25 protein-coding genes and 11 tRNA genes are annotated in these 26,538 nt (G+C 44.1%); 23 read left to right on the forward strand and 13 right to left on the reverse strand.

Annotation, left to right across the window (positions count from 1 at the left end; all coding sequences use genetic code 11):
* Positions 1-210: 210 nt before the first annotated feature.
* The 12 genes from rlmM to hemA all read right to left on the reverse strand — a co-directional run bounded on the left by rlmM (position 211) and on the right by hemA (position 11,631).
* A complete protein-coding gene (gene rlmM, locus NO992_RS19485; RefSeq protein ID WP_010607344.1) occupies positions 211-1,296 on the reverse strand; it encodes a 23S rRNA (cytidine(2498)-2'-O)-methyltransferase RlmM in 1,086 nt (361 codons plus the stop codon).
* A gap of 13 nt (positions 1,297-1,309) precedes the next feature.
* The gene (locus NO992_RS19490) at positions 1,310-1,678 is read right to left on the reverse strand and encodes a DUF423 domain-containing protein (RefSeq protein ID WP_010370484.1); all 369 of its coding nucleotides are present in this window, start codon (positions 1,676-1,678) and stop codon (positions 1,310-1,312) included.
* Entirely contained in the window at positions 1,671-2,309 is a 639-nt protein-coding gene (locus NO992_RS19495) for an alpha/beta family hydrolase (RefSeq protein WP_371379999.1), read from the reverse strand. The genes NO992_RS19490 and NO992_RS19495 overlap by 8 nt, the downstream gene beginning before the upstream one ends.
* The gene (locus NO992_RS19500) at positions 2,306-3,211 is read right to left on the reverse strand and encodes a transcriptional regulator GcvA (protein ID WP_010370478.1); all 906 of its coding nucleotides are present in this window, start codon (positions 3,209-3,211) and stop codon (positions 2,306-2,308) included. The genes NO992_RS19495 and NO992_RS19500 overlap by 4 nt, the downstream gene beginning before the upstream one ends.
* An 85-nt stretch (positions 3,212-3,296) precedes the next feature.
* Complete coding sequence (gene kdsA, locus NO992_RS19505; protein WP_371380001.1) at positions 3,297-4,151, reverse strand: 3-deoxy-8-phosphooctulonate synthase; 855 nt, start codon at positions 4,149-4,151, stop codon at positions 3,297-3,299.
* A gap of 10 nt (positions 4,152-4,161) precedes the next feature.
* On the reverse strand, positions 4,162-5,412 hold the full coding sequence (locus NO992_RS19510; protein WP_010607347.1) for a DUF819 domain-containing protein: 1,251 nt from the start codon (positions 5,410-5,412) through the stop codon (positions 4,162-4,164).
* A 36-nt stretch (positions 5,413-5,448) separates the two neighbouring features.
* Positions 5,449-6,285 (reverse strand): tetratricopeptide repeat protein, encoded by an 837-nt coding sequence (locus NO992_RS19515; protein WP_010607348.1) that lies wholly within the window; start codon positions 6,283-6,285, stop codon positions 5,449-5,451.
* Positions 6,286-6,464: 179 nt separating this feature from the next.
* Complete coding sequence (locus NO992_RS19520) at positions 6,465-6,839, reverse strand: SirB2 family protein (RefSeq protein ID WP_017217936.1); 375 nt, start codon at positions 6,837-6,839, stop codon at positions 6,465-6,467.
* An 8-nt stretch (positions 6,840-6,847) separates the two neighbouring features.
* A complete protein-coding gene (locus NO992_RS19525; protein ID WP_371380004.1) occupies positions 6,848-8,389 on the reverse strand; it encodes a DUF3369 domain-containing protein in 1,542 nt (513 codons plus the stop codon).
* 47 nt (positions 8,390-8,436) lie between these two features.
* Positions 8,437-9,279 carry a peptide chain release factor N(5)-glutamine methyltransferase gene (gene prmC, locus NO992_RS19530; protein WP_017217938.1) on the reverse strand — a complete coding sequence of 281 codons (843 nt, stop codon included), beginning with the start codon at positions 9,277-9,279 and terminating at the stop codon, positions 8,437-8,439.
* On the reverse strand, positions 9,279-10,367 hold the full coding sequence (prfA, locus tag NO992_RS19535) for a peptide chain release factor 1 (RefSeq protein ID WP_010607352.1): 1,089 nt from the start codon (positions 10,365-10,367) through the stop codon (positions 9,279-9,281). The genes prmC and prfA overlap by 1 nt, the downstream gene beginning before the upstream one ends.
* 7 nt (positions 10,368-10,374) lie before the next feature.
* Positions 10,375-11,631, reverse strand: a complete 1,257-nt coding sequence (hemA, locus tag NO992_RS19540; RefSeq protein WP_010370453.1) for a glutamyl-tRNA reductase — start codon at positions 11,629-11,631, stop codon at positions 10,375-10,377.
* Positions 11,632-11,714: 83 nt separating this feature from the next.
* On the opposite strand from hemA, the gene lolB reads away from it, so the two are divergent.
* The 18 genes from lolB (at position 11,715) to NO992_RS19630 (ending at position 19,464) form a co-directional block, all read left to right on the forward strand.
* Positions 11,715-12,299, forward strand: coding sequence for a lipoprotein insertase outer membrane protein LolB (lolB, locus tag NO992_RS19545; protein WP_371380006.1), 585 nt, complete (start codon positions 11,715-11,717; stop codon positions 12,297-12,299).
* Complete coding sequence (gene ispE / locus NO992_RS19550) at positions 12,296-13,144, forward strand: 4-(cytidine 5'-diphospho)-2-C-methyl-D-erythritol kinase (RefSeq protein ID WP_010370447.1); 849 nt, start codon at positions 12,296-12,298, stop codon at positions 13,142-13,144. Before lolB ends, ispE begins: the two co-directional genes overlap by 4 nt.
* A gap of 92 nt (positions 13,145-13,236) precedes the next feature.
* Positions 13,237-14,184 carry a ribose-phosphate pyrophosphokinase gene (locus tag NO992_RS19555; RefSeq protein ID WP_010370444.1) on the forward strand — a complete coding sequence of 316 codons (948 nt, stop codon included), beginning with the start codon at positions 13,237-13,239 and terminating at the stop codon, positions 14,182-14,184.
* A gap of 161 nt (positions 14,185-14,345) precedes the next feature.
* Complete coding sequence (locus NO992_RS19560) at positions 14,346-14,954, forward strand: 50S ribosomal protein L25/general stress protein Ctc (RefSeq protein WP_017217941.1); 609 nt, start codon at positions 14,346-14,348, stop codon at positions 14,952-14,954.
* A 19-nt stretch (positions 14,955-14,973) separates the two neighbouring features.
* Positions 14,974-15,558 (forward strand): aminoacyl-tRNA hydrolase, encoded by a 585-nt coding sequence (gene pth, locus NO992_RS19565; protein ID WP_010607356.1) that lies wholly within the window; start codon positions 14,974-14,976, stop codon positions 15,556-15,558.
* A 96-nt stretch (positions 15,559-15,654) separates the two neighbouring features.
* Positions 15,655-16,746 (forward strand): redox-regulated ATPase YchF, encoded by a 1,092-nt coding sequence (ychF, locus tag NO992_RS19570; protein ID WP_010370435.1) that lies wholly within the window; start codon positions 15,655-15,657, stop codon positions 16,744-16,746.
* 310 nt (positions 16,747-17,056) lie between these two features.
* Positions 17,057-17,133, forward strand: a tRNA-Met gene (locus tag NO992_RS19575).
* Positions 17,134-17,257: 124 nt separating this feature from the next.
* Positions 17,258-17,342, forward strand: a tRNA-Leu gene (locus NO992_RS19580).
* A 150-nt stretch (positions 17,343-17,492) separates the two neighbouring features.
* Positions 17,493-17,567, forward strand: a tRNA-Gln gene (locus tag NO992_RS19585).
* Between the two features lie 154 nt (positions 17,568-17,721).
* A tRNA-Leu gene (locus NO992_RS19590) sits at positions 17,722-17,806 on the forward strand.
* 39 nt (positions 17,807-17,845) lie between these two features.
* Positions 17,846-17,920: transfer RNA gene (locus NO992_RS19595), tRNA-Gln, on the forward strand.
* Positions 17,921-17,922: 2 nt separating this feature from the next.
* Positions 17,923-17,999 (forward strand) — tRNA-Met (locus NO992_RS19600).
* Positions 18,000-18,084: 85 nt separating this feature from the next.
* Positions 18,085-18,169 (forward strand) — tRNA-Leu (locus NO992_RS19605).
* Between the two features lie 36 nt (positions 18,170-18,205).
* A tRNA-Gln gene (locus NO992_RS19610) sits at positions 18,206-18,280 on the forward strand.
* Positions 18,281-18,321: 41 nt separating this feature from the next.
* A tRNA-Leu gene (locus NO992_RS19615) sits at positions 18,322-18,406 on the forward strand.
* A 217-nt stretch (positions 18,407-18,623) separates the two neighbouring features.
* A tRNA-Gln gene (locus tag NO992_RS19620) sits at positions 18,624-18,698 on the forward strand.
* A 40-nt stretch (positions 18,699-18,738) separates the two neighbouring features.
* A tRNA-Leu gene (locus NO992_RS19625) sits at positions 18,739-18,823 on the forward strand.
* 86 nt (positions 18,824-18,909) lie between these two features.
* Positions 18,910-19,464: a hypothetical protein gene (locus NO992_RS19630; RefSeq protein WP_222242579.1), complete on the forward strand. Its 555-nt coding sequence runs from the start codon at positions 18,910-18,912 to the stop codon at positions 19,462-19,464.
* Positions 19,465-19,581: 117 nt separating this feature from the next.
* Here the strand turns inward: NO992_RS19630 and NO992_RS19635 are convergent, their stop codons facing one another.
* Positions 19,582-20,748 (reverse strand): FAD-dependent oxidoreductase, encoded by a 1,167-nt coding sequence (locus NO992_RS19635; protein WP_222242578.1) that lies wholly within the window; start codon positions 20,746-20,748, stop codon positions 19,582-19,584.
* A gap of 230 nt (positions 20,749-20,978) precedes the next feature.
* On the opposite strand from NO992_RS19635, the gene miaB reads away from it, so the two are divergent.
* Genes miaB through lnt form a run of 5 tightly spaced genes read left to right on the forward strand, consistent with a single transcriptional unit; the run spans position 20,979 to position 26,419 of the window.
* Positions 20,979-22,412 carry a tRNA (N6-isopentenyl adenosine(37)-C2)-methylthiotransferase MiaB gene (gene miaB, locus NO992_RS19640; RefSeq protein WP_222242577.1) on the forward strand — a complete coding sequence of 478 codons (1,434 nt, stop codon included), beginning with the start codon at positions 20,979-20,981 and terminating at the stop codon, positions 22,410-22,412.
* 54 nt (positions 22,413-22,466) lie between these two features.
* Positions 22,467-23,501 (forward strand): PhoH family protein, encoded by a 1,035-nt coding sequence (locus tag NO992_RS19645; protein ID WP_010370423.1) that lies wholly within the window; start codon positions 22,467-22,469, stop codon positions 23,499-23,501.
* A gap of 3 nt (positions 23,502-23,504) precedes the next feature.
* The gene (ybeY, locus tag NO992_RS19650; protein WP_010370421.1) at positions 23,505-23,963 is read left to right on the forward strand and encodes an rRNA maturation RNase YbeY; all 459 of its coding nucleotides are present in this window, start codon (positions 23,505-23,507) and stop codon (positions 23,961-23,963) included.
* A gap of 22 nt (positions 23,964-23,985) precedes the next feature.
* Entirely contained in the window at positions 23,986-24,864 is an 879-nt protein-coding gene (gene corC, locus NO992_RS19655) for a CNNM family magnesium/cobalt transport protein CorC (RefSeq protein WP_222242576.1), read from the forward strand.
* Positions 24,842-26,419 carry an apolipoprotein N-acyltransferase gene (gene lnt / locus NO992_RS19660; protein WP_045989653.1) on the forward strand — a complete coding sequence of 526 codons (1,578 nt, stop codon included), beginning with the start codon at positions 24,842-24,844 and terminating at the stop codon, positions 26,417-26,419. The genes corC and lnt overlap by 23 nt, the downstream gene beginning before the upstream one ends.
* Positions 26,420-26,538 lie beyond the last annotated feature (119 nt).

Consider the following 26,538-nt stretch of genomic DNA (forward strand, 5'->3'; position numbering starts at 1 on the left):
GAGCCCGGATATAAGCACGCAATCACACTAATAATGCTAAAAGTGGCTTGTACAATTGGAGGAGTCCATATAAGGCGCTTTACGCGGCGAGCTTGATAAAAAAGCTCGCGATGTAAAATCGCTCCTACAAATAAGGTAACATCTGTGTGGGAGCCGCTTTACGCGGCGAGCTTGATAAAAAATATCGCGATATAAAATCACTCCTACAAATCAGCTATACAAATTTTGCGGTACTTTAAGCACATTAATATGTACCGTGACTTCCTCACGGTCATGATATAGGTGCTTTGCTTGGATCTCATAATCCACATTGTACTTTTGCAGCTCTTCATGGATAAGCGTAAGACATTCATACACACTGTCGAAGCGTTTTTTCATCGGTAGCTTTAAGTTAAAGATCAGCTCTCGAGCAAACGCATTCACCACCCAGTCCACCATCAGATCAGCAACACGCGTTGGCTTTTCGACCATATCACACACTAGCCAATCAATATTGCGCTTTTCAGGGCGATATTTGAATCCATCTTCACGATAGTGCTTCACTTGTCCCGTTTCCATCAGGTCATCATTCATCGGGCCATTATCGATTGAGGCGACAAACATGCCACGGCGTACGAGTTGGTATGTCCAACCCCCAGGACAAGCACCTAAATCAACGGCTCGCATCCCCGCACGCACACGTGTTTCTTGCTGATCTTTAGGCACAAAGACATGGAATGCCTCGTCTAATTTTAGCGTCGAGCGGCTTGGTGCGTCCGACGGCATTCTCAGACGCGGGATCCCCATAAAAAATGGCGAATTGTTATCACTAAACGAATAACCGACATAAGCGGTGTTATTGGCAAGAAACAATACGTGTAATACAGGCTTAGTAGGTTTTAGCTCACGAGTCAGCTTGTTTTGCTTCTCGAGTGCCTTAGACAAAGGCGTTGAAAACTTTTTGCAGAATTTAGAAAGTTCCTTTCCTTCGTTAGTATCTGGCGTTTCAACGCGCAGCTCACCACACAAAGGAAAGCCTTCCACTGCCGCTTTTATCACGCTCACTCTGTCTTCAATCGGCATATGGGTATGCAAAGTACCAACAAACCACTGCCTTGCAAACACCAGTTTCTTAAAGTCGATTTTTTTCGCTAAGGTCTCAGCATCATTTGGCGAAAAACACTCAAATGTTACAAAAGCAGTATTCGGCTTAGCTTTTACGTAGCCAGCAATTCCATGCTTTGCAGCATAATGATTAATCTCGGCTGCGGCGTCACTTTCAAAACCACCGCGACAATAGATAACGATACTCGACATTAGATTCTCTAGATTAAAAGGAAGATTTAGCAGCTTGAACTATCAATAAAATCCAAGCAATTAAAAAACAGGTACCACCGATTGGGGTGATTGGCCCTAGCCATTTCATACCTGTTAAGGCAAGTAAGTACAAACTACCACTAAATAGCAATACACCAGCAATAAAGAAACCACCAGCAACTTGCACCTTAAGGCCCCATTTGATTAAAAACGCAGTGGCAATAATGGCAAGGCCGTGAGTCATTTGGTATTGCGCCGCCGTATTAAAAATACCAATGGCATAGTCGCTCAAACGTCCTTTGAGACCGTGAGCGGCAAACGCGCCCAGAGCCACAGACAATAAACAAAACACGCTGCCAACAATCAAGTAGAGCTTAGCCATGGCAGCGCTCCTTAATAAAATTTGCCGCTATTACGGCAGCATTCGCGCGGCTCTCTGATTCGCTTACACCACTCACTTTACGTGGCTTGAGTGAATGGTCGCCATCTTTGAGCCATTTCACCATGACTTGCTCTGGAAAGCACATGGCATCAACCTCTGTGCGGTTGCCAAAGGTATCACGTTCGCCTTGCAAAATGAGCAGCGGGCATTTCAACTCAGGAAAATGGTCCACTCTGAGCCTTTCCGGCTTACCAGGCGGATGGAATGGATAGCCAAACGCAAGTACTCCAGCCGCCTTTACAGTGGCCTCACAGGCCAGCATAGATGCCATACGCCCGCCCATTGACTTACCACCAATAAAGAGCGGTAGACTTGGCTCTACTGCGGCCAATACCTGCTGAAAATACGCGAGTAGCTTAGGGGCACGCTCTGGTGGGCGTTTTTTCCCTTCTTGTTTGGCTTGCTGCATATATTCAAAATCAAAGAGCCCAACTTGAATTCCCTTAGAGGCAAGTAATTTAGCCATTTCTTGCATAAAATCGCTATCGCTTCCTGCACCTGCACCATGGGCAAAAATAAACTGTGCAACTGGGTTCTCAGCATAGTGCCATTCAATATTTACTGCGCTCATAAACTATTTAACTCTTGTTCGTGTTCTACCATACCGAGCATCCATTCTTTGAATGAAACTATTTTACCCAGCTCTGACTGCGACTCTCTAAATACCAAATAATAGGCATTTTTACTTTCGAGGTGGTGACTAAACGGAATAACCAGTCGCCCAGCATCTATATCCGGTCTTGCCAGTACGCTATTGCCCAGCGCCACGCCTTGGCCGTGAATTGCCGCCTGTAACACCATAGAAGAATGACTGAAGATAGGCCCGGTATTTACCGCCACATTTCTGACCCCTGCGGTTTTCATCCATGCCTTCCAAGCGCGACGCGTGGTGTCATGGAGTAAAGTATGCTGGGCCAAATCGCTTGGCTGATTAAGCGGTTTGGGGCCCGTTAATAAAAATGGGCTACACAATGGCACAAAGTACTCGGTATGTAGCTTATGGGTTTGCACCCCATTCCAGTTACCGCGACCGTAGTAAATCGCGACATCAACGTCATCCGTTAGCGAGTTATCGTCGTGATCTTGGGCTTTGATCCGTACGTCAATTTCAGGGTGTAACTCATTAAAGTTACTCAGCCTTGGTACCAACCATTGAATTGCAAAGCTCGGCGTCAAACTCACCGTTAACGACCCTTTTGCGCCTCGCGCTAGGAGCTTTTCAGTCGCATCGATTAATTGTGAAAAAATATCTTTGATATCGAGGTAATAACCCTGCCCTTCCTCAGTTAACAGTAAGGAGCGATTTTTTCGCAAAAACAGTTTTAAACCTAGATGTTCTTCTAAGATTTTAATTTGATGACTAACCGCAGCTTGAGTGACGTACAACTCCTCTGCTGCTTTGGTAAAGCTCAGGTGTCGTGCCGCCGCCTCAAAGGCTTTTAATGCATTTAATGGTGGAACTCGTCGTGACATTCATTCATGCCTATAAAAAACCCGCTAACCGCGGGCAAGTAAAATCCCCAAACAACATCTAATTATGAGGTCGCTTGGGTATAGATTATAAATCAGCTGCGCTGGTGTCCAGTGGCGCAAAACTCTTAACTAGCTCATCTACCGCTTTCATCTGTTGTAGGTAGCCTTCAAGTTTAGCCAATGGCAATGCACAAGGACCATCACACTTAGCTTCATTTGGATTCGGATGCGCTTCAATAAAAAGTCCAGCTAATCCAAGTGCCATACCGCTACGAGCAAGCTCAGCAGCCTGAGCACGGCGGCCATCGGCAGAGTCGCTACGACCACCAGGACGCTGCAGCGCATGAGTCGCATCAAAAATAACAGGAGCCATACGCTTCATGTCATCCATGCCGAGCATATCCACGATCAGGTTGTTATAACCAAAGCTACTGCCGCGTTCACAGAGGATAACTTTGTCATTACCCGCTTCATTGATCTTCTTAATGATATGACGCATTTCATGCGGCGCTAAAAACTGTGGTTTTTTCACGTTGATCACCGCGCCAGTTTCTGCCATAGCGACAACTAAGTCAGTTTGACGAGCAAGAAACGCCGGTAATTGGATCACATCAGCAACTTCTGCTACGGGTTTTGCTTGGAATGGCTCATGTACATCGGTGATCACCGGTACACTAAAGGTCTTTTTGATTTCTTCAAAAATCTTTAAGCCTTCTTCCATGCCTGGACCACGGTAAGAGTTAATTGACGAGCGATTGGCTTTATCAAATGACGCTTTAAATACGTATGGGATCCCAAGTTTACTTGTAACCTCAACGTAATGCTCTGCGATTTGCATTGCTAAGTCACGAGACTCAAGCACATTCATTCCACCGAACAGTACAAACGGCTTATCGTTTGCAACTTCTCGTCCCGCAACGTTAATAATATCTGTATTCATTTTTTATCCTTTAGCTGCCTATTACACGAAGCAATTGTCCGCATAACCAAGCCATATAAGTACCAAGGGCATAACCAAGCACCGCCAGTAACACACCGACCGGAGCAAGCGCTGGGTGGAAAGCCGAGGCCACCACCGGCGCAGATGCCGCACCACCAATGTTTGCTTTACTGCCAACGGCAACATAAAACACAGGTGCTTTAATTAATTTAGCAACGATAAATAACAAACCAACATGCACGGCCATCCAAATAACACCAATAACGACGTATTTAGGCGCCTCAACAATTTTGGTGATATCCATGTGTAGACCAATGGTTGCTACTAAAATATATAAAAAGCTCGAGCCAATTTTTGACGCGCCAACCGCTTCATATTGACGTGCTTTGGTAAACGAAAGTGCCAGACCTATGGTCGTAACGAGGACTATGATCCAAAACAGTTTGCTGTGAAGAGAGAACTTCTTCAGCTCTGGGTAGTTACTACTAAAAAATGGCACCAGTAAGTCCGCAGCAAAATGCGCAAGCCCCGTTGCACCAAAAGCAAAACCAACCAAGATCATCAAATCTTTGAGCTCGGGTTTTCTTGCGTGCTCTGCTTCAAATGCTTGTACTTTGTCAATTAGGCGATTGATTGAAGAAGTATCCGCCCCTGTTCGCGCATCAATTTCTTTATTGCGCGCCGCCATATAGAGCAAGCACGCCATCCACAAGTTTGCGACAACAATATCAACCGTTACCATGATGGTGAAAATTTCTCCACCTGCGCCGTAAATCTCTTTCATCGCCACCATATTGGCACCACCACCAATCCAGCTTCCTGCAAGCGCGGCCATACCACGCCATACAGCTTCAGGGCCAGTAACACCAAGTAGCTCAGGCATAAAGGTAGCAGTAAGTAAAAGCGCAATTGGGCCACCAATCACCACACCCACCGTTCCCGTTAGGAACATGATAATTGCCTTTTTACCCAAAGCCGCTATCGATTTTAGGTCAATACTTAGTGTCAATAGCACCAAACAAGCGGGTAACAGATAATACTTTGCTACCGTGTAAACATCGTTATTGTTGCCATCTACGATACCAAAGGTATTTAACAGCGATGGTAAGAAATAACACATCAACAGCGCTGGCACGTACTTGTAAAACTTTGCCCAAACTCCGCTTTTTTGACTCGATGTGTAAAAAACAAATCCCAGAATAACGGCCAATAGGCCCATAATTACCGCGTTATTGGTAACGAGCGCAGCGCTTTGCTCCATAAATCCTCGCTGTTATTATTTTTTATATAACTATTTTTAATGCAAAATATTATTATGATCGGCCAACTCTTTGATCTGATGCTGGATCACTTCAATGGTTGGGTCGTCCGGACATTCATCAACAAAAAATTGTAAGTCGTCTTTTGCCATCTTCGGACAATTTAATTGGTTGAGTAGATAACCTCTATCACGACGTTCATAAGGATCATCGCCTAAGATATCCATCAATTGCTCGACGCAACTTAACGCGTGACCAAACTTTTCTGCCGCAATAAACGCCCACTTTTGCTGAGACAAATAAAGCTTTAACGACTCTTCGTTAAAAATAAGCTCCATCGGCTCTTGGTCTTTTTCTTGCTCTTTGTCTTGATTGTTTTCGTTTTCTGGAATTATGTACCAACTTTGGTGGCCTGAACTTGGCTCAATGACATAACCTTCTTCTTCGCTAAAAGCGACGTGTACGACAATCTCCCCTTGGCTTAGGGCGAGACTGGCCTCTAATTTCGCTCGTTCAAGCAGATGCACTAAGACAAGACCCAGTGCGGTATTGGTACCACTGCGCATAGAAAGTGCGTAACAAACGCTATTGAGCTTATATTCAGGCACCTTTTGACTGCTACCACTGAATAGCCACAAGGTATAAAAAGCGTCTAAGATTTCATCCAAACATTTATGATTGTTTGTATGCTTATGGCGAATTTCATCCACGGCAAATTCAAGCTCAGCTAACTGACACAAAGTTTCATTGGTGTCAGCTTGTGCATCCCAACTTTGCTCAGCCTTGATACAACGGATCAACGGCGGATAGGAAAATGCATCTGAATTGTCATCGAGAGATAAGTCATTCTCATCTAACCAGATATCATTCTTCATAGAATTCGGTTTCTCTTGAATTGCTTTCATTTAGAACGACTAGTTTACCACTTTTTGTCATATTCCCAAGGGGGGAAATTTAGTAATACCAATCTATCGTTCGCTGAAATAGTAAAAATGTTTACTTATTATGGAGATATAGAAGCGCTCGGTGATAAGCCAAGCGCCAATTGAAATGGTTAAGCAAAGAAGCCTTGTTTGCTTACAGCGAGATGCGCGATGGCCATTAGTACCAATGTTGCAGCGCCTAACGCCAAATATTTGGTCTTTTTAACACTTGCTTTTGCAATTACAAAACCCAGCGCAATATAACCAAACACCAATACGATTTTTTGTAGTAGCCAAGGTTGTTGTGCAGGATTGAGCCCTGCCGTTACCGCTAAAATAACCGCTGTAACTAACAACAAAGTGTCTACACTGTGGCTGGTAATAAACACGCCTTTGTTTGCTGCTAATTTACCAGAGCCCAAACGCGAAAACGCGCGAGTGTAAAAAAGCACTATGCTCAACACCACAAATAGTAAGTGCGTATGTTTTAACGCCATGTAATCCATATTATTCTCTAATCAGGGAAACGTTGTAGGATCAATTCTAACTCATTAATACAACGGTTGAATACATCTACGAGTTTGGGGTCAAAGTGTTTTCCCTTTTGCGCAGTAATCTCTTTTTGCGCTTCTTCTTGGCTCCATGCCTCTTTGTAGCAACGTTTATGGCGTAATGCATCATACACATCAGCTAGTGCTACGATGCGACCATAAAGGTGTATTTCATCGCCTTTTTTGCCTTTCGGATAACCGCTGCCATCCCATTTTTCATGGTGGTCTCGAGCGATTAGTGCGCCCGCACTGACAATCTCACGGCGAGAGTCTTTTAACAACTCAAAGCCTTTGTCTGTATGGGTTTGCATGACCTTCCACTCTTCGTCATCCAGCCTGCTAGGCTTATTTAAAATCGCGTCAGGAATACCAACTTTACCCACGTCGTGCAGTGGTGACGCCATTTTCACCAGCTCAGCTTCTTTATCAGAAAGGCCCATTTCTTTGGCAAGCGTATGACAAAGATATGCAACGCGCTTAACATGATTGCCGGTATTGGTTGAATGAAGCTCAAGCGCTTCACTTAAACGGATCACCAGTTCTTGCTGGGTATCTTCAATCTCGGCTTGTAGCTGTACATTTTCGTACGCCAATTGCATATTCTGGGCAAAAATATCAATTAAATGACGCTGAGTTTCGGTTAAAAACTCAGGAATACCAGACACAAATAGCATTGAGGCGTGATTATAGTCACTGGAGCAATAGGCAAATAGGTAATTGTCTTTATATACAATGTCTTTATCTTGTAGTGCTTTTAAGCAGGCGTCCATTTGATCGCTGCTAAGCACTTCAGAAATCGGCTTACCTTCGCTACTTTCAAACTCTCCACGCCCTGCAAATACAACCAGTTGATCGTTCGTTTGACCAGGCTCTTTACCCGCCGCAAGTGACGTTGCATACATGGCTTGGTCGACCGTGCCTATCAGCGAAGTAAGTTGCTGTAACACGCCCTCGATAAAACTCTCTATTGAGTGAGTAGCAAAAATATCACGGGAGGCTTTAATGATTTTCTCAAGCCCTTGTCTTGATTGATCGATGGCGAGAATGTCACGATATGAACGTAAACTCGACATGACCACAGTAAAGAGCTTTTGCGCGGTGAGTTCTGTTTTTGACTTATAGTCGTTGATATCGTAGTTCACGATAACTTGGCGTTCAGGCGCTTGGCCTGGCTGACCAGTTCTTAAAATGATACGGATATGGTTGTTTTTGGCGGTTTCACGAATGTATTTTGCGACCTGCAAACCAGCATCGTCAGTTTCCATGACAACATCCAGCAACACCACTGCAGCATCGGGATTTGCATCGACGATTTTCTTTGCTTCTTCACCCGAATAAGCGCTAATAAATTCCAGACGCTTTTTTTGAAACTCAAAGTCACTCAGTGCTAATTTTGTCACTGCATGCACTTCGGGCTCATCATCGACAATAATAACCTTCCAAGTGCCTACTTTTTCAGGTTCAACTACGTCAGCGGGTTCGTCTGAAAACAAAAAATCATCCATATTGCGGATCCTATTGAAGCGCCTAACTTTCGTGTGAGTTCATGACTTTACGGCAACATTGCCAACGTCACTCTATCACACCCTGCCATATCTTTTATTGTAAGTATATTAATATACGCCATTTCTGCAAAAAACTGTTGGATCTTATCTGCTTGCTCAAAACCATGTTCAAGTAGCAAATATCCTCCCGAGTTCAGATGTAGCTTAGCCGTCCTGATGATATGAAAAATATCCGCATAGCCATGGTCATCCGCGACCAGCGCGCTGAGCGGTTCAAATCTCACATCCCCTTGCGATAAGTGGTGATCGGCTTCATCAATATAAGGTGGATTACTTACAATCAAATCAAACTGTTGTTCTGAAACCGCGCTAAACCAATCACTTTGCAAAATCGACACGTTTTTAAAGCCCAACTGAGATTGATTAGACTTTGCAAGCGCCACGGCATCTGCTGAAGCATCTACTGCGGTGATTTGCCAAGCTGGATATTCACTCGCCAATGCCAGTGCTATCGCGCCAGTACCTGTGCCTAAGTCTAGCACCTGAGCGTCATTTGGCATGCTAAGAGTTAAAACATGCTCAATCAAAGTCTCAGTATCAGGCCTTGGAATAAGCGTGCTGTTGTTGACTTTTAAAGGCAGGCTCCAGAATTCTCTTTGACCTGTGATGTGTGCCACGGGTTCTCCTGTAACACGGCGTGCGATACATTCTTCGAATCGCTGCTGCTCTAATGTAGAAAGCTCAGCTTCGGGCCAAGTAAAGAGATAAGTGCGGTTTTTATCGATAACATGGAGTAATAACACTTCGCTATCGAGCTTTGCTGACTCGGAGTGTGGTAGCAGCTCAGAGGTTGCCCAAGCAACGGCTTGGGCAATGTTAAGTGTTGGCATTAATCGCTTTCGCTCATTGCTGCTAGTAGATCAGCCTGGTATTCAATAACCAGTGGATCGATAACAGCACCCAGCTCACCGGAGATCACTTCATTAAGGCGATAAAGTGTCAGGTTGATACGGTGATCGGTAATACGGCCCTGCGGGAAGTTGTAAGTACGAATACGCTCAGAGCGGTCACCGCTACCTACTAGATTACGACGTTCAGAGGCTTCTGCCGCTGCACGTTTTTCATCTTCTGCTTGCTGTAAACGCGCACTTAGTACAGACAACGCTTTCGCTCTGTTTTTATGTTGTGAACGTTCGTCCTGACATTCAACCACAACGCCTGTCGGCAAGTGAGTGATACGAATAGCGGAATCAGTTTTGTTTACGTGCTGACCACCGGCACCTGATGCACGGAAAGTATCCACTTTTAGATCAGATGGATTAATTTCGATTGCTTCTGCCTCTGGGATCTCTGCCATCACAGCAACCGTACACGCAGAGGTGTGAACACGGCCTTGAGATTCGGTTTCAGGCACACGCTGTACACGGTGAGCGCCAGATTCAAACTTAAGTTTGCCATAAACACCGTCGCCACTAATGTTAGCGATAACTTCTTTATAGCCACCGTGCTCGCCTTCGTTCGCGCTCACGATTTCAACACGCCACTTTTGCGTTTCTGCGTAGCGGCTATACATACGGAATAAATCGCCAGCGAAAATCGCGGCTTCATCACCACCGGTTCCTGCACGCACTTCCAGGAATACGTTGTTATTGTCTTTTGGATCTTTTGGTAACATCAATACTTGAAGGTCATCTTCAAGCGCAGCAATGGCAGCTTTTGCTTCTTTATACTCTTCCTGTGCCATTTCACGCATGTCTGGATCTGAGTCTTTTAGCATTTCTTCAGCAGTTGCGACGTCTTCCTGAGCCTGTTGGTAGGCTGTAAACGCTTTAACTACGTCTTCCAATTCTGAAAACTCTTTTGACAAGGCGCGAAAGCGGTTCTGATCGCTAATCACCTCAGGCGAGCTTAGCATCGCTTGAACTTCTTCATAGCGCTCTACTAAGGTTTCTAACTTACGATATACAGACTCTTTCATTTACACGTTATTCCTGCTCAATACCTAATGTTTGCTTGAGTTGCGCTAACTTATCTATATCGCCTTCTTTCGCAGCCTCTTGAATGGCGCGTGTTGGTGCGTGTGTTAGTCGATTACTCAGCTTATTTGCTAATTCAATAATAATTTTATCTGCTTCTTTGCCCGATTGTAGCTGATTTAGTGCTTTGTCCACGAGCTCATTTTTAATTTCTTGCGCGCTTTGGCGATACTGCCTAATCACATCCACTGAATGCAGCGAACGTTGCCACTCGGAAAACTCTTGCGTGCGAACATCAATGATCTGCTGCGCTTCAATGGCCGCTTGTTCACGACTGGCCAAGTTTTCATTGACTATCGCCTGCAGGTCATCAACTGAATAAAGATAAGCAGCATCCAACTCTGACACTTGGCTTTCGATATCGCGAGGCACCGCGATATCGATAAATAACATTGGTTTATGGCGACGTTTTTTAAGCGCTTGCTCGACCACTCCCTTACCGATAATTGGTAAGGTGCTCGCAGTTGAACTAATAACAATGTCTGCACTTGGTAGCGCATCTGGCAACTGTGCCAGTGAAATAACACTGCCGCCAACTTCTTTCGCTAGGTTTTGTGCGCGCTCAATTGTGCGGTTCGCGACTGTGATTGACTTTGGATTATGCTGCGATAAGTGTTTAGCAACTAATTCAATTGTTTCACCGGCACCAATTAACAAGACCTGAGTTTTATCCAATTGACCGTAAATATGCTTTGCCAAATTAACAGCAGCATATGCCACTGAAACAGCACTTGCACCAATATCGGTCTCAGTGCGTACTTGCTTCGCCACCGAAAAAGTCTTTTGGAATAAGCGCTCAAATGTTGGCTGAATTGCATGGTGCTGTTTGGCTGTACTAAAAGCTTGTTTAATTTGCCCAAGAATTTGTGGCTCACCTAAAACCAATGAGTCAAGACCGCAGGCAACTCGCATTAAATGGTTCACCGCATCCTGATTCATATGCACATAGACATTTTCTGTTAAGTCTCGTTGCTCTATGTTATGAAAATCTGACAACCAACCGAGTAGTGCTTGGGGATCAGCAGACTCAAGGCTACAATAGATCTCGGTTCGATTGCAGGTCGACACAATCACAGATTCTTTAAACTGCGAAGAATGTTGGAGTTGGTGCAATGCTTCTGTAAGCTGTTCTGGAGAAAACGCCACTTTTTCACGTAATTCTACAGACGCGGTTTTGTGATTGATACCAAGTGCGATGATGGTCATAGATGCCAGTATTGCTCGAGCCCTGCTTTAAAGCCGGCAATTTTACCAAAAATCAATCGAATATGGAAAGTAAGGAAAGGCCTTTGAGACAACTTCATTTGATTTTACTCATATTTTTATTAATTTTAACGGGTTGTGCGCAACAATTACCTCAGCAAAACGTAGCACAAGACTGGCAATCTAGGCTAAAACAACAAAAAAATTGGCAAGCGAGAGGTAAACTTGCATTTATTGCCCCTGACAATCGTCAATCAGCTAACTTTAATTGGTATTTAAAAGAAAACAAACAAAATCTGATCTTAACCAGCTTTGTTGGCACCCGCATATTCGAGCTAGAAGAATTAGACACACATTCGGAGCTGACCTTTGAAGACAATGTCCATAAAGGCATGGACAGTAGCGATCTGGTTAAGCGTTTAAGTGGTCTTTCTCTTCCAGTCAATCAAGCCCCTCAGTGGCTAACGGGCTTAGTTGAAGCACCAGCCAGCGAACTTGATGACCTTGGCAGAATAAGCAATGCACAGTGGCAAAGCCCATCTGGTCGAGTGTGGCAAATCACCTATCAACAATATAAAATGCAAGATGGAATGTGGCTGCCTAGCCGCATGAAACTCTCATCGACCAATATTGAGGTCAAAGTATTAATCACTTCATGGCAGTTTAAATGAAGACATTGACGCTAAGCGCACCGGCAAAATTAAATCTTTTTTTGCATATCAATGGCCGTCGAGAAGACGGCTACCATGAATTAGAAACTTTATTTACTTTCTTAGATTTTGGTGATGAATTAGCATTTACGCTAACCAGTAACCAGCAAGAAATCGTCATTTGTGGTGACACCGCAGGTATTCCACTCGAAGATAACCTCATTTATAAAGCCGCCAAAATTCTTGAGCCCTATAAAAAAATTGCGGCTGGTGTCGACATTCACTTAAATAAACAGCTTCCCATGGGTGGAGGTGTTGGTGGTGGTTCATCCGATGCTGCCACGACTTTATTGGCACTCAATGCGCTGTGGCAATGTCAGCTTACTATCCCAGAACTTGCAAAACTTGGTCTCCAGCTAGGCGCCGATGTGCCTGTTTTTGTTGAAGGTAAAACAGCTGTAGCCCACGGCGTTGGCGAGCAACTTGAGCCAATTGACATTGCCCAAAAATGGTATTTGGTGGTTGCCCCACCCGTTCATGTCAGTACCGCGTTAGTCTTTACTCACCCAGATTTACCTCGCAATACGCCTAAGCTAAAAAGCGGTTGGAAACTCTCGGATACGGGCAACGACTGTCAAACTCTTGTCAAAAAGCTTTACCCCGAGGTTGAAAAGACCCTCGCGTGGTTGCTAAAATATGCACCAACCAAAATGACTGGTACTGGAGCTTGTTGTTTCGCGGAGTTTGAAAATCGTGAGGCAGCGCTGCGTGTGCTCGAAACTCTACCTTCATCTTGGCAGGGCTTTATTGCCCAAAATACAAGTGAGTCAATTTGTCATCGACAATTGCGCGCTTGGCAAAACTAGAAGTAAATTGTTTAAGTTAGCTTGTTTTGACTTTTTTATTTCATGGTCATTGCATGTTAGTCCAAAAAATTCAGTGCCTGAGGAACCCTACCGTGCCCGACATGAAGCTCTTCGCTGGTAACGCAACACCTGAGCTAGCTCAAAAAGTTGCAAAACGTTTGTTTATTGAGTTAGGTGATGCCGTTGTTGGCCGTTTTAGCGACGGTGAAATTAGCGTTCAAATCAACGAAAACGTTCGTGGTTCAGATGTATTCATCATCCAATCAACATGTGCTCCTACAAATGATAATTTAATGGAGTTAATCGTCATGGTTGATGCGCTACGTCGTGCATCTGCTGGTCGTATCACAGCCGTTATTCCTTATTTCGGTTACGCACGTCAAGACCGCCGTGTGCGCTCTGCTCGTGTTCCAATTACTGCTAAAGTTGTTGCAGACTTCCTTTCAAGCGTAGGTGTTGACCGTGTTCTTACCGTTGACCTACACGCAGAACAAATCCAAGGCTTCTTCGACGTACCTGTTGACAATGTATTCGGTAGCCCAGTGCTAATCGAAGACATGAAAGAGCGTAAGTTCGAAGATGTAGTAGTAGTTTCACCTGATATCGGTGGTGTGGTTCGTGCTCGTGCGATTGCAAAACTGTTAGATGATAAAGACCTAGCGATCATTGATAAGCGTCGTCCACAGGCTAACGTTTCTCAAGTTATGCACATCATTGGTGATGTTGCTGGTCGTGACTGTATCATTGTCGATGACATGATAGATACAGGCGGTACTTTATGTAAAGCAGCAGCGGCACTTAAAGAGCACGGTGCAAAACGCGTATTCGCTTACGCAACCCACCCAGTACTTTCGGGCAATGCTGCGGAAAATCTACGCAACTCAGTTATCGATGAAGTTATCGTGACTGATTCAATTCCACTTTCTGATGAATTGAAAGCGCTTGATAACATCAAAGTACTAACACTTGCGGATATGATGGCCGAAACTATACGCCGTATCAGCAACGAAGAGTCAATCTCTGCGATGTTTCAACACTAATCGGCACCAAAACTGATTAGCCAAAAAGCACCTCTGGTGCTTTTTTTGTTTTATAGGTTTCATTGCAAGTGCGTTAGTGGTATATTGGCGCGCCTTTTTTAGGCAGGGAGCTTGGTCGCGAGCTCTCTGACACATTAACTTAAATTATTTTGGAGACATCCATGTCTGTATATAAATTAGACGCTGAAGTACGTTCTGACCTAGGTACTGGTGCGAGCCGCCGCCTACGTCGCGCTGACAAAGTTCCTGCAATCCTATACGGTGCTGGTAAAGATGCAGTTTCACTAACTCTTGATCACAACAAAGTATTGAAAGCGCAAGAAGACGAAGGTTTCTACACTCACATCCTAACGCTAAACATTGGCGGTGAGTCTGTTGAAGCAATTCTTAAAGATATGCAACGTCACCCGTACAAGCCTAAGATCACTCACTTAGACTTCCAACGCGTTGATGCTTCTCAAAAGCTTCACACTAAAGTTCCTGTTCACTTCATCAACGAAGAGAAAGCAACGAAAGGTGGCAACACTATCGTTCACCAACTAACTGAAATTGAAATCACTTGTCTTCCAGCAAGACTTCCTGAGTTCATCGAAGTTGACGTAGCGACACTAGCTGTTGGCGCAACTCTACACCTATCTGATATCAAGCTTCCAGCTGGCGTTGTTTCAGTTGAACTTGCTAAAGGTGCAGATCACGACCAAGCGGTTGTTTCAGTAAACGCTCCTAAAGCAGCTCCTGCTGAAGAGTCTGCTGAAGACGCAGCTGAGTAATTGTTCAGGTGTTAACACCTTGAATAATATTCAAATGCTTGTGGGCCTGGCTAATCCAGGCCCCGAATACGCAAACACCCGTCATAACGCTGGCGCTTGGTTTATCGAAGAACTAGCCAGAAGATACAATTGCCTCCTAAAACCAGACGCTAAACATCACGGCCTCACCGGCAAAGTGCTCATCAATAATCAAGAGTTTAAATTGCTGATCCCTACGACTTATATGAACTTAAGTGGTAAAGCGGTCGCGAGTCTTGCCAATTTTTATAAAATCCCCGTCGAGAGTATTCTTGTTGCTCACGATGAAATGGATTTAGAACCCGGTATCGCTAAACTCAAAAAAGGTGGCGGTCACGGCGGTCACAATGGCTTAAAAGACATAATCGCTAAAATGGCAAATAACAAAGAATTTATGCGATTGCGCGTTGGTATTGGTCACCCAGGACACAGAGACAAAGTCACGGGATGGGTTTTAGGCAAAGCACCACAAGCTGATCAAGAGAAAATTGATGCTGCTGTGGATGAAGCAGTCCGATGTATGGAAATACTCGCAAAAGACGGTGTGTTAAAAGCGCAAAATCGACTACATTCATTTAAACCGTAACAGTTCACTGCTGCGATTGATTGAGTAATACCTAAGCTTCTCGTTCGCCATGATGCGTGCTTGAGATAATACGGTAGAAATTTAGGAATAAACACTATGGGTTTTAAATGTGGCATTGTTGGTTTACCTAACGTAGGTAAATCTACTTTATTTAATGCGTTGACTAAAGCGGGCATTGAGGCCGCAAACTTTCCTTTCTGTACTATCGAACCGAATACCGGTGTAGTACCAGTACCAGATGCTCGTCTTGACCAGCTAGCTGAAATTGTAAACCCTCAGCGTACTATCCCAACTTCAATGGAGTTTGTGGATATTGCCGGTTTGGTAAAAGGCGCATCGAAAGGTGAAGGTTTAGGTAACCAATTTTTGGCAAACATCCGTGAAACGGATGCTATCGGTCACGTAGTTCGCTGTTTTGAAAATGAAAATATTGTTCACGTTGCTGGTCAAATCGATCCTGCTGAAGACATTGATGTTATCAACACTGAGCTGGTACTTGCAGACATGGATACTGCTGATCGCGCGGTTTTACGTAACGCGAAGAAAGCGAAAGGAGGCGATAAAGACGCGAAATTTGAACTCGTTGTACTTGAAAAAGTAAAAGCGCACTTGGACGAAGGCTTAACGCTTCGCTCACTTGAGCTAAATAAAGAAGAAGCGGCAGCAATAAGCTACCTAAACTTTTTAACGATCAAGCCAACTATGTACATCGCCAATGTTAACGAAGATGGCTTTGAAAACAACCCATTCCTAGACAAAGTACGTGAAATTGCAGCAGCAGAAGACGCGGTTGTGATCCCTGTATGTGCAGCAATTGAGGCTGAGCTTTCTGAACTTGAAGAAGAAGATAAGAAAGAGTTTATGGATGACTTAGGCTTAGAAGAACCGGGCCTGAACCGCGTGATCCGTGGTGGTTATGAGTTGTTGAAACTGCAAACTTACTTTACAGCTGGCGTAAAAGAAGTACGTGCATGGACTATTCCTGTTGGCGCAACTGCACCTCAAGCTGCAGGTAAAATCCACACAGATTTTGAGCGTGGTTTTATTCGTGCGCAGACAATCGGCTTTGATGATTATATCGAGTTCCGTGGTGAATCTGGTGCAAAAGACGCAGGTAAAATGCGTCAAGAAGGTAAAGAATACATCGTAAAAGACGGCGATGTAATGAACTTCTTATTTAATGTGTAACCATAGTTACTACACGCTATTTAAATAAAAGGAGCTTCGGCTCCTTTTTAGTTTTATCAACTCTGCTTTTTAATCAAATAAGTACCTTGTTCTTAAGAGTAAGTTATAGACTCCAAAGGAATAAAAGTTCACAGGTTTTGTTAAAAATTTGCAATTGCCCCGCATGATTTGATATAAAAACAGGCCGTTTCGCTTAATTTATCTGCAAACAAACTGTGTTAGCAGATTTTTTGCAAAAAAGGTGTTGACGGCTTGGGGGCATATACGCATAATACGCCCCGCATCAGCGATGATGAGAAGTTAAAGAGATGGCTATGTAGCTCAGCTGGTTAGAGCACATCACTCATAATGATGGGGTCCCCTGTTCAAATCAGGGCATAGCCACCATGCTTTAACTACTACCAAGACTCATCGATTTGTTGTTGCAAAAAATTTGCATGAGTAGTGGAATTGGCAGTTGTCTTAATATAGACGCTGGATTTAGGTTCCAATAACTAATGCAAAAAGATGTGCGGAAGTGGCGGAATTGGTAGACGCGCTGGATTTAGGTTCCAGTATCTTCGGATGTGAGAGTTCAAGTCTCTCTTTCCGCACCATGTTCTTTTAAATCAGAACTCAAAAAGATTTTACTTCGTTGGAGTATCGCCAAGCGGTAAGGCAGAGAAGAGAGAGGTTTTGATCCCTCACTCATCCACCCCCAGATTCAAATCCTGGGTTCAACAGTTTAAGTTAGATTTGAGTTTCGTTGGAGTATCGCCAAGCGGTAAGGCAGCGGGTTTTGATCCCGCCATTCCCAGGTTCAAATCCTGGTACTCCAGCCAACTTTCTGAAGTTGAGGAATTAGCAGATGTCTTGAAATAGACGCTGAATTTAGATTCCAAATACTCCAGATAATATATGCGGAAGTGACGGAATTGGCTGTTGTCTTGATATAGACGCTGGATTTAGGTTTCAATAACTAATGCTAAAAGATGTGCGGAAGTGGCGGAATTGGTAGACGCGCTGGATTTAGGTTCCAGTATCTTCGGATGTGAGAGTTCAAGTCTCTCTTTCCGCACCATGTTCTTTTAAATCAGAACTCAAAAAGATTTTATTTCGTTGGAGTATCGCCAAGCGGTAAGGCAGCGGGTTTTGATCCCGCCATTCCCAGGTTCAAATCCTGGTACTCCAGCCAATGGCTATGTAGCTCAGCTGGTTAGAGCACATCACTCATAATGATGGGGTCCCCTGTTCAAATCAGGGCATAGCCACCATTTACAAATGCGGAAGTTTTGGAATTGCTCGATGTCTTGATATAGACGCTGGATTTAGGTTCCAATAACTAATGCCAAATGATATGCGGAAGTGGCGGAATTGGTAGACGCGCTGGATTTAGGTTCCAGTATCTTCGGATGTGAGAGTTCAAGTCTCTCTTTCCGCACCATGTTCTCGATTGGAACTAAAACAATCAAATTTTCGTTGGAGTATCGCCAAGCGGTAAGGCAGCGGGTTTTGATCCCGCCATTCCCAGGTTCAAATCCTGGTACTCCAGCCATCTCTTTTTGAGATGCTAGCTACAAATAAAATTTCTACTGTGCGGAAGTGGCGGAATTGGTAGACGCGCTGGATTTAGGTTCCAGTATCTTCGGATGTGAGAGTTCAAGTCTCTCTTTCCGCACCATGTTCTTTCAAGTAGAACTCAAACTCTTGAACTTACCTCTATTGCTGGGTATTGTCTCGACACGAAGTGGAAGCGGTAAGGTAGCCTAACTCAAATCTGGGCTAAATAAGATTTGAACTTACCTCTATTGCTGGGTATCGTCTCGACACGAAGTGTAAGCGGTAAGGTAGCCTAACTCAAATCTGGGCTAAATAAGGTTTGAACTTACCTCTATTGCTGGAGTATCGCCAAGCGGTAAGGCAGCGGGTTTTGATCCCGCCATTCCCAGGTTCAAATCCTGGTACTCCAGCCATCTCTTTTTGAGATGTTAGCTACAAATAAATATCTACTGTGCGGAAGTGGCGGAATTGGTAGACGCGCTGGATTTAGGTTCCAGTATCTTCGGATGTGAGAGTTCAAGTCTCTCTTTCCGCACCATTTAGTAACAATTTCTTTCCTCTTTATTCATTCCTAGCTCATTTTACTAATGCTACTTTCAAACTTTCTTCACATTAGGAAAGAAAGTGCTAAAGTTTTTATTTCTTTTATTCTCATTAATCATTTTAAGTATACCTAGCTTTGTAGAAGCAAAGGCTAGTTCAATTTGCTCTCCATCACACATAGAAATAGCACTTCAGCATTTTAGCTACTGTCAGCCCTCAGAGCAGGCAAATAAAGTTTCATTCCAAACTTTTACTAACGATACCTACTCAGTTGTGATTAACGACAACTCTTCTGAACTATCGTTAAGCTGGATAACTGGCGCTACCGCACTTGCTGGTCTACCTAACAAGTATGATTTAACACCTCTTGAGTTTATGACACGAGCTTTCAATGGCACGTTTGATATACAGAGTGAAGACATGCAGAAAGTCAGTGCTGAACTTGGCGTTATAGACGAAGCAAATGTATTTACCGCTACTCACGGAGCAAAACATATTTTTTCTTCTATCAGACCTTCAGGAGTTCAAACTGCTTACATTTTGCAGCCCAACAGTGATTGGTTATTAAGGCTAGATGGAAAATTTGATATTAATACATTGATGTATGTGGTCGATAAGCTAACACTGATGAGATAATCTCGGCACTAAATAATGAAGCGTGCAGTAATACCAATTTATCCTAATACTTGCTCCATCAAAAAGATCACTTAATTAAGTAAATTGGTGTAACACGCTCAGTGTAGAGAACAAAGATTAAAAACCAACTCCTCCCATGGCGTGCTTAAGCACTTCTTTTTTTAACGGCCCAGCTTTATTCGCCACATTCAGCGCCAGATTTCTCAAATGCTTTAACGGTGTTACTTGATTCGAAAAGCCAAAATAACACGCATCCATCATACTCATCATCAAGAGGTTGTCTTTCCTACGCTTTGACTCGTAATGATGTAGTGCGCTACTGTCACCAATATCTTCTTTTGACTCAATCGCTTTAGCAAGCGCCGCTACGTCTTTAAAGCCAAGGTTTACTCCCTGCCCTGCTAACGGATTAATGGTATGAGCTGCATCTCCTACTAATACCACTCGTTCGCTCACGTACTGGTTAGCATGTTGCCTTGCTAAAGGAAAAACCGCCACTTCTTCAATCTCAAAGTCACCGGGTAGCTCAAAAAATGCTGCTTTTACTTCTTGTTTTAGCGCCTGCTTATCTAGTTGCTTAAGTAAATTGAGTTTATTGCCGTTGTCATACCAAATCAGATTGGCATACGGATACTGCATAGGTAAAAAGGCAATGGGACCTGATGGCTTAAATTGCTGCCATGTTTTTTCTTGCTGCGGCGCATCGAGTTTAATAAGTAGCCCCATACAATGTTGCTCATATTGCCACCCCGTCACGCCTATGCCACTCATTTGTCTTACGATAGAACGGCCACCATCAGCTGCAATTAACAAATCGGCGGTAAAGGATGCTGCTTGATACTCAATCGTCACGGAATCATCATTATGAACAATGCGCTTTGGGATCCCCTCAGGTGAAACCACTTTGATATCAAATTCCTTAAACTGTTGCCACAAGGCAGCTTGAATGAGGTTATTCTCAATTAAGTGGCCTAAGTGCGAGGCGTTTAGCGCTTCACAATCAAATATCAACTGTCCAGGCTTATCCTCATAGGCTTCTAGCTGCTTGTAAACCGCAGCTCTGGCGCTTCTTAACACAGGCATAGCACCGAGTTCATCCAATAACTGCTCGGAAAAGCGATTGATAGCAGAAACGCGAATATCTACCTTATCACTTGCGAGTATTGCATCAGGTGAGATGGGAGAATGTTCAATAATGGTTACGTCAACACCTTGCTTCGCTAGCTTAACAGCACACGCCGCACCAACCATGCCACCACCGACTATCAGAGCCTTGTTTTTCATGCCATATTCCACTTAATTGAGTCTTTGCGCATTGTAACGCATATAAAAACAGATGTTTGCTTAAAACACCCTGTATTGATCCACATTTTGAAAGTTAAAATCTATACTTGGCTAGACAAGATAGGTCATATAAAATACGCGTCCTTTAGGCATAATGATATCAATTCAGCATCGCCTGCACGAGAAACGCGTAGTGCTAAACACCGAGTTGTAAACGAGGCAATATTTAAATGAGTAAAAAACTGCATATTAAAACCTGGGGTTGTCAGATGAACGAGTATGACTCCCAGAAAATGGCGGATCTTTTGGATTCAACAAATGGCTATCAGCTTACAGAAGAAGCTGAGCAAGCTGATGTGATCCTACTCAATACTTGCTCGATTCGTGAGAAGGCACAGGAAAAAGTATTCCACCAACTTGGTCGTTGGAAACTACTAAAAGACACAAACCCTGATCTTGTTATCGGTGTTGGTGGCTGCGTAGCATCACAAGAAGGCGACACCATTCGTCAGCGCGCTCCATTTGTTGATATCGTGTTTGGCCCACAAACATTGCACCGCCTACCAGAGATGATCAAGCAGGTGCAAAGCAAAGAAGGTGCTGTCGTTGATATTTCATTCCCTGAAATTGAAAAATTTGACCGTCTCCCTGAACCAAAGGCTGAAGGCCCGAGTGCATTTGTTTCAATTATGGAAGGTTGCTCTAAGTACTGTACGTTCTGTGTTGTACCGTACACGCGTGGCGAAGAAGTAAGCCGTCCTTTAGATGATGTGCTCCTTGAAGTTGCTCAGCTTGCGGAGCAAGGTGTACGTGAAGTGAACTTACTCGGTCAGAACGTAAATGCTTACCGTGGTGAAATGCACGATGGTGAAATTTGTTACTTCTCTGACTTAATTCGCTACGTTGCAGCAATTGACGGTATTGACCGTATTCGTTATACAACATCTCACCCGGTTGAATTTACACCAGATATCATTGAAGCCTATGCGGATGTGCCAGAGCTTGTTGACCATTTACACCTACCGGTACAAAGTGGTTCAGACCGTATTCTAAACCTTATGAAACGCGGTCATACTGCGCTTGAGTACAAGTCAACGATCCGCAAGCTACGTAAGATCCGTCCGAACCTAAGCATGTCTTCAGATTTCATCATTGGTTTTCCAGGCGAATCGAACGCAGACTTTGAAGCGACGATGAACCTGATTAATGATATCGGCTTTGATATGAGCTTTAGTTTCATCTACTCAGCGCGACCTGGTACGCCAGCAGCCGACTTACCTGATGATGTTGCAGAATCAGAAAAGAAAGAACGCCTGTATCTTCTACAGAACCGTATCAACCAAATGGCGCAGGATATCAGTCGCAAGATGCACGATACCGAGCAGCGTATTTTGGTTGAGGGCCCATCGAAGAAAAACCCAATGGAACTGCGTGGTAGAACCGAAAATAACCGCGTTGTAAACTTTGAAGGCCCACACTCAGTGATCGGCCAATTCGTCGATGTACGTATTACTGAGGCATTACCAAACTCGTTACGTGGTGAACTTATCCGTACTGAAGCAGAAATGGATTTACGTCGTGACGTAAAACCGTCGGATATCTTAAATAAAGCACCACAAGAACCTGAAATTAATGAATTAGGTGTTGGTACTTTTACCCCCTAGCATTTTTAAATTGTGCGCTAGCTTCGGCTAGCGTCATTTTTATAGGAAGACATTTTGAGTAATCAGATAAAGAATATAGAAATTTACTTAGAACCCGCAGATAACCACCGCCTTTCTTCACTTTGTGGTCCGTTCGACGAAAATCTAAAACAAATAGAACGTCGCCTTGGAGTTGAAATCGCGCACCGTGACAATTGGTTTAAAGTGACCGGACAAGCGGTAACGGCAAAAGCAGCTGTGGATATTCTAAAATCTCTATATGTTGATACTCAGCCTGTGAAAGGAAAAATGACAGAAATCGAACCGGATCAGGTTCATCTGGCTATCACAGAAGCGAACGTACTTGAACAAGACGCGCCAACCGTGTGGGACAAAGAAGTCTATATTAAGACTCGTCGCGGTGTGGTTAAGCCTCGTAACCCAAATCAGAGCCAATATGTCGCTAATATCTTAACTCACGATATTACCTTTGGTGTTGGTCCTGCGGGTACAGGTAAAACCTATCTTGCTGTTGCAGCAGCGGTTGATGCGCTAGAACGTCAAGAAATACGTCGCATCCTCCTCACTCGTCCAGCGGTTGAAGCTGGTGAAAAGCTGGGCTTCTTACCGGGTGATTTAACACAAAAAATCGACCCTTACCTTCGCCCTCTTTATGACGCCCTATTCGAGATGCTTGGTTTTGAAAAAGTTGAGCGCTTAATCGAAAAAAATGTCATCGAAGTTGCACCTTTGGCGTATATGCGCGGTCGAACACTCAATGACGCGTTTATTATCTTGGACGAGAGCCAAAATACCACGACTGAACAAATGAAGATGTTTCTAACGCGGATTGGCTTTAATTCAAAAGCGGTGATCACCGGTGATATCACGCAAATCGATTTACCTCGTGGTGCGCGCTCTGGACTTCGTCATGCGATAGAAGTGCTCAATGATGTAGAAGAGATTTCATTTAACTTCTTTAAATCTCACGATGTAGTTAGACACCCTGTGGTTGCTCGTATCGTCGAAGCATACGAGAAGAAAGAAGAACAAGAGCGTCTCGCTAAAGCTGAAAAGCATCAAGCGAAACAGCAACCTTCTGAGGAATAAACCATGGACTTAATGCTAGATTTGCAATTGGCTTGTGAGTTTGAAAACTTGCCATCCGAAGCACAATTTCAATTATGGGCAGAACATGCATTAACGCAATTTCGCGAAGAAGCGGAATTAACGATTCGCATCGCTGACGAGCACGAAAGCCAAGAGCTCAATAGCCAGTACAGGGGCAAAGACAAGCCAACCAACGTGTTGTCTTTCCCATTTGATGCGCCACCGGGGATTGAGTTGCCACTTATTGGTGATTTAATTATTTGTCCCCAAGTGGTATACCAAGAATCCATAGAGCAAGAAAAGACCTTTCATGACCACTTCGCCCATATGGTTATCCATGGTTGCTTGCATTTACTTGGATTTGACCATATAAATGAACAAGACGCGGTAGAAATGGAAACAATAGAGAAGCAAATTCTCGCTTCTTTGAATATCGCAGATCCTTACAGAGACGATTGTTAAATTAACGGAGCAGACACAACTAATGAGCGACGATAACTCGCAAAGTAGTCAGGGTTCTTCTAGCAAGACCTGGCTGGGACGCATCACACAGATGCTGCAAGGGGAACCCCAAAATAAAGAAGAACTGGCTGAAGTCATCGCTGATGCGCAAGAGCGCCAGCTGATTGACCCAGAAACCAAAGATATGATGGAAGGTGTACTCAGCGTTTCAGAGCTGAAAGTACGTGACATCATGATCCCACGTTCGCAAATGATTACACTTGATGTAGATGAGCCGCTCAGTGCTCAACTCCCTATGATGGTAGAATCTTCACACTCGCGTTTTCCTGTGATTTGTGAAGACAAAGACCACGTAGAAGGCATCTTACTTGCCAAAGATCTCTTACCTTTGATTTTGCGCGAAGAGAGCGATTTGCCAAGTATCCGCGAATATCTTCGTCCCGCCGTGGTCGTGCCTGAAAGTAAGCGTGTCGATACCCTGCTCAACGAATTCCGTCAAAAACGTTACCATATGGCTATCGTGATTGATGAATACGGCGGTGTATCTGGACTGGTTACTATCGAAGATATTCTCGAAACCATTGTTGGTGAAATCGAAGATGAACATGATGACGACGAAGAGCAACAAGATATTCGTCAGCTGTCTAAACATGTTTATACCGTACAAGCACTCACGCCCTTGGATGAATTCAACGAATTCTTCAAAACCAACTACGACACCCAAGAAGCCGATACCATTGGCGGTATTATTCTTCATGCATTTGGCCATATGCCAAGCCGTGGTGAAACTATAGACATAGATCCCCTTCAGTTTAAGGTAACTAACTCCGATAACCGGAGGATCTTACAAATTCAAGTAAGTGTACCTAAAACTGAACATGTTGAAGACTCTAGTATCTAACCTGAGTAACCTAGCAAAAGATAAGTTTGCATGGCTGGCACTCATTTCTGGCTGTGCGCTTACTTTTGCTTATTCTCCTTTTGGTTTTTGGCCTATCGCGTTTGTCAGCTTGATTATAGCGACTTGGCTTACCGATAAACCCAGTCCAAAGCTCGCGGCTAAATATGGCTTTTTATTTGGCTTTGGCTGGTTTGCCCTTGGCATAAGCTGGGTGCATGTCTCTATCGCTGAATTTGGTGGTTTACCCTTACCTGTCTCAGTGCTGTTGATGGCATTACTATGTGCTTATCTTGCCATCTACCCGACATTGGCATTTGCTTTTGCTAGCTACTTTACTCGCACACCTTGGCAACGGGTGCTGGCACTTGTTGCGGGGTTTGCCATTACCGAGTGGCTGCGAGGCCACATGCTCACGGGCTTCCCTTGGCTTAGCTTTGGTTATACGTTAACTGACTCGCCTCTGAGCAGTTTAGCCCCTTGGATCGGTGAATTTGGCTTAACATTGCTAGTTATTCTAGCGACAACAAGCCTTTACTATCTACTTAAACAACGTGCTATTTATCTCACCATAGTCAGCTTCGCTGGCATTGCCGGTCTATACAGTGTGCCAGTCATTCAAGGCCCACTGAAATACTCGGGAGATGAAATCACCACTTTACTTGTACAAGGTAATATCAAGCAGAGTCTGCGCTGGGAGCCTGAGCAATTTTGGCCTACCATGTCTAAATATCGAGATATGACCAGACCTAACTGGCAAGGCGTTGATTTAGTGGTGTGGCCGGAAGCCGCTATTCCTGAATTTGAAGATATCGCCTACCCATTTTTAGAAGGGCTGGACAAAGCCGCCGCGTTTAATGGCACTGCACTGATAACGGGCATTCCCGATTATCAGTTTGATACCAGAACCGCGTACAACACGCTGATCACGCTTGGTAAAAAGGAAAAAGAAGACAGCGAAGGGCAATATCACTACCTGCACAAAAACCGCTACCAGAAGCACCAATTGTTGCCTATTGGTGAGTTTGTACCGTTCGAAGACCTATTGCGTCCTATAGCCCCTCTTTTTAACTTAGCGATGTCGTCATTTACTCGAGGTGATGCGATACAACCGAACCTACTTGCGAACGGTTTGCATGTGTTACCCGCTATTTGCTACGAAATCGCGTTTAGCGAGCTTGTCAGAGGTAACTTTACCTCTGAGTCAGATATTCTTTTTACTGTGAGCAACGACGCTTGGTTTGGTGATTCCCACGGCCCACATCAGCATATGCAGATCGCTCGCATGCGTGCCTTAGAATTACAGCGCCCATTAATTCGAGTAACGAATAATGGTATCACTGGTGTTTACGATCCGCTTAGCAAAGTTCAGCATGCCATTCCACAATTCGAAGCCAATATACTGAAAAGTGATGTAAAACTCATTAGTGGAGTGAGCTGGTATGCAGAGCATGGTAATCACCCCATCTGGTTTATTGTCGCTTTTATTATGCTGATACTCACCGCTGCAAAGGTAAAGCCCATAGTACTTAAGCGATTTGAACGCAACTTTTTGTAGTTGCGGTGTTGTACCTATCGCGATGTGAAATCGCTCCTACACGTAATATATAACCTCTGGTGGGAGCCGCTTTACGCGGCGAGCTTTTACCATATCACAACGTAAAATCGCACTGAGTA

Origin of the sequence: Pseudoalteromonas sp. DY56-GL79, from assembly GCF_041414765.1 — a bacterium.
Classification (GTDB): Bacteria; Pseudomonadota; Gammaproteobacteria; order Enterobacterales; family Alteromonadaceae; genus Pseudoalteromonas; species Pseudoalteromonas piscicida.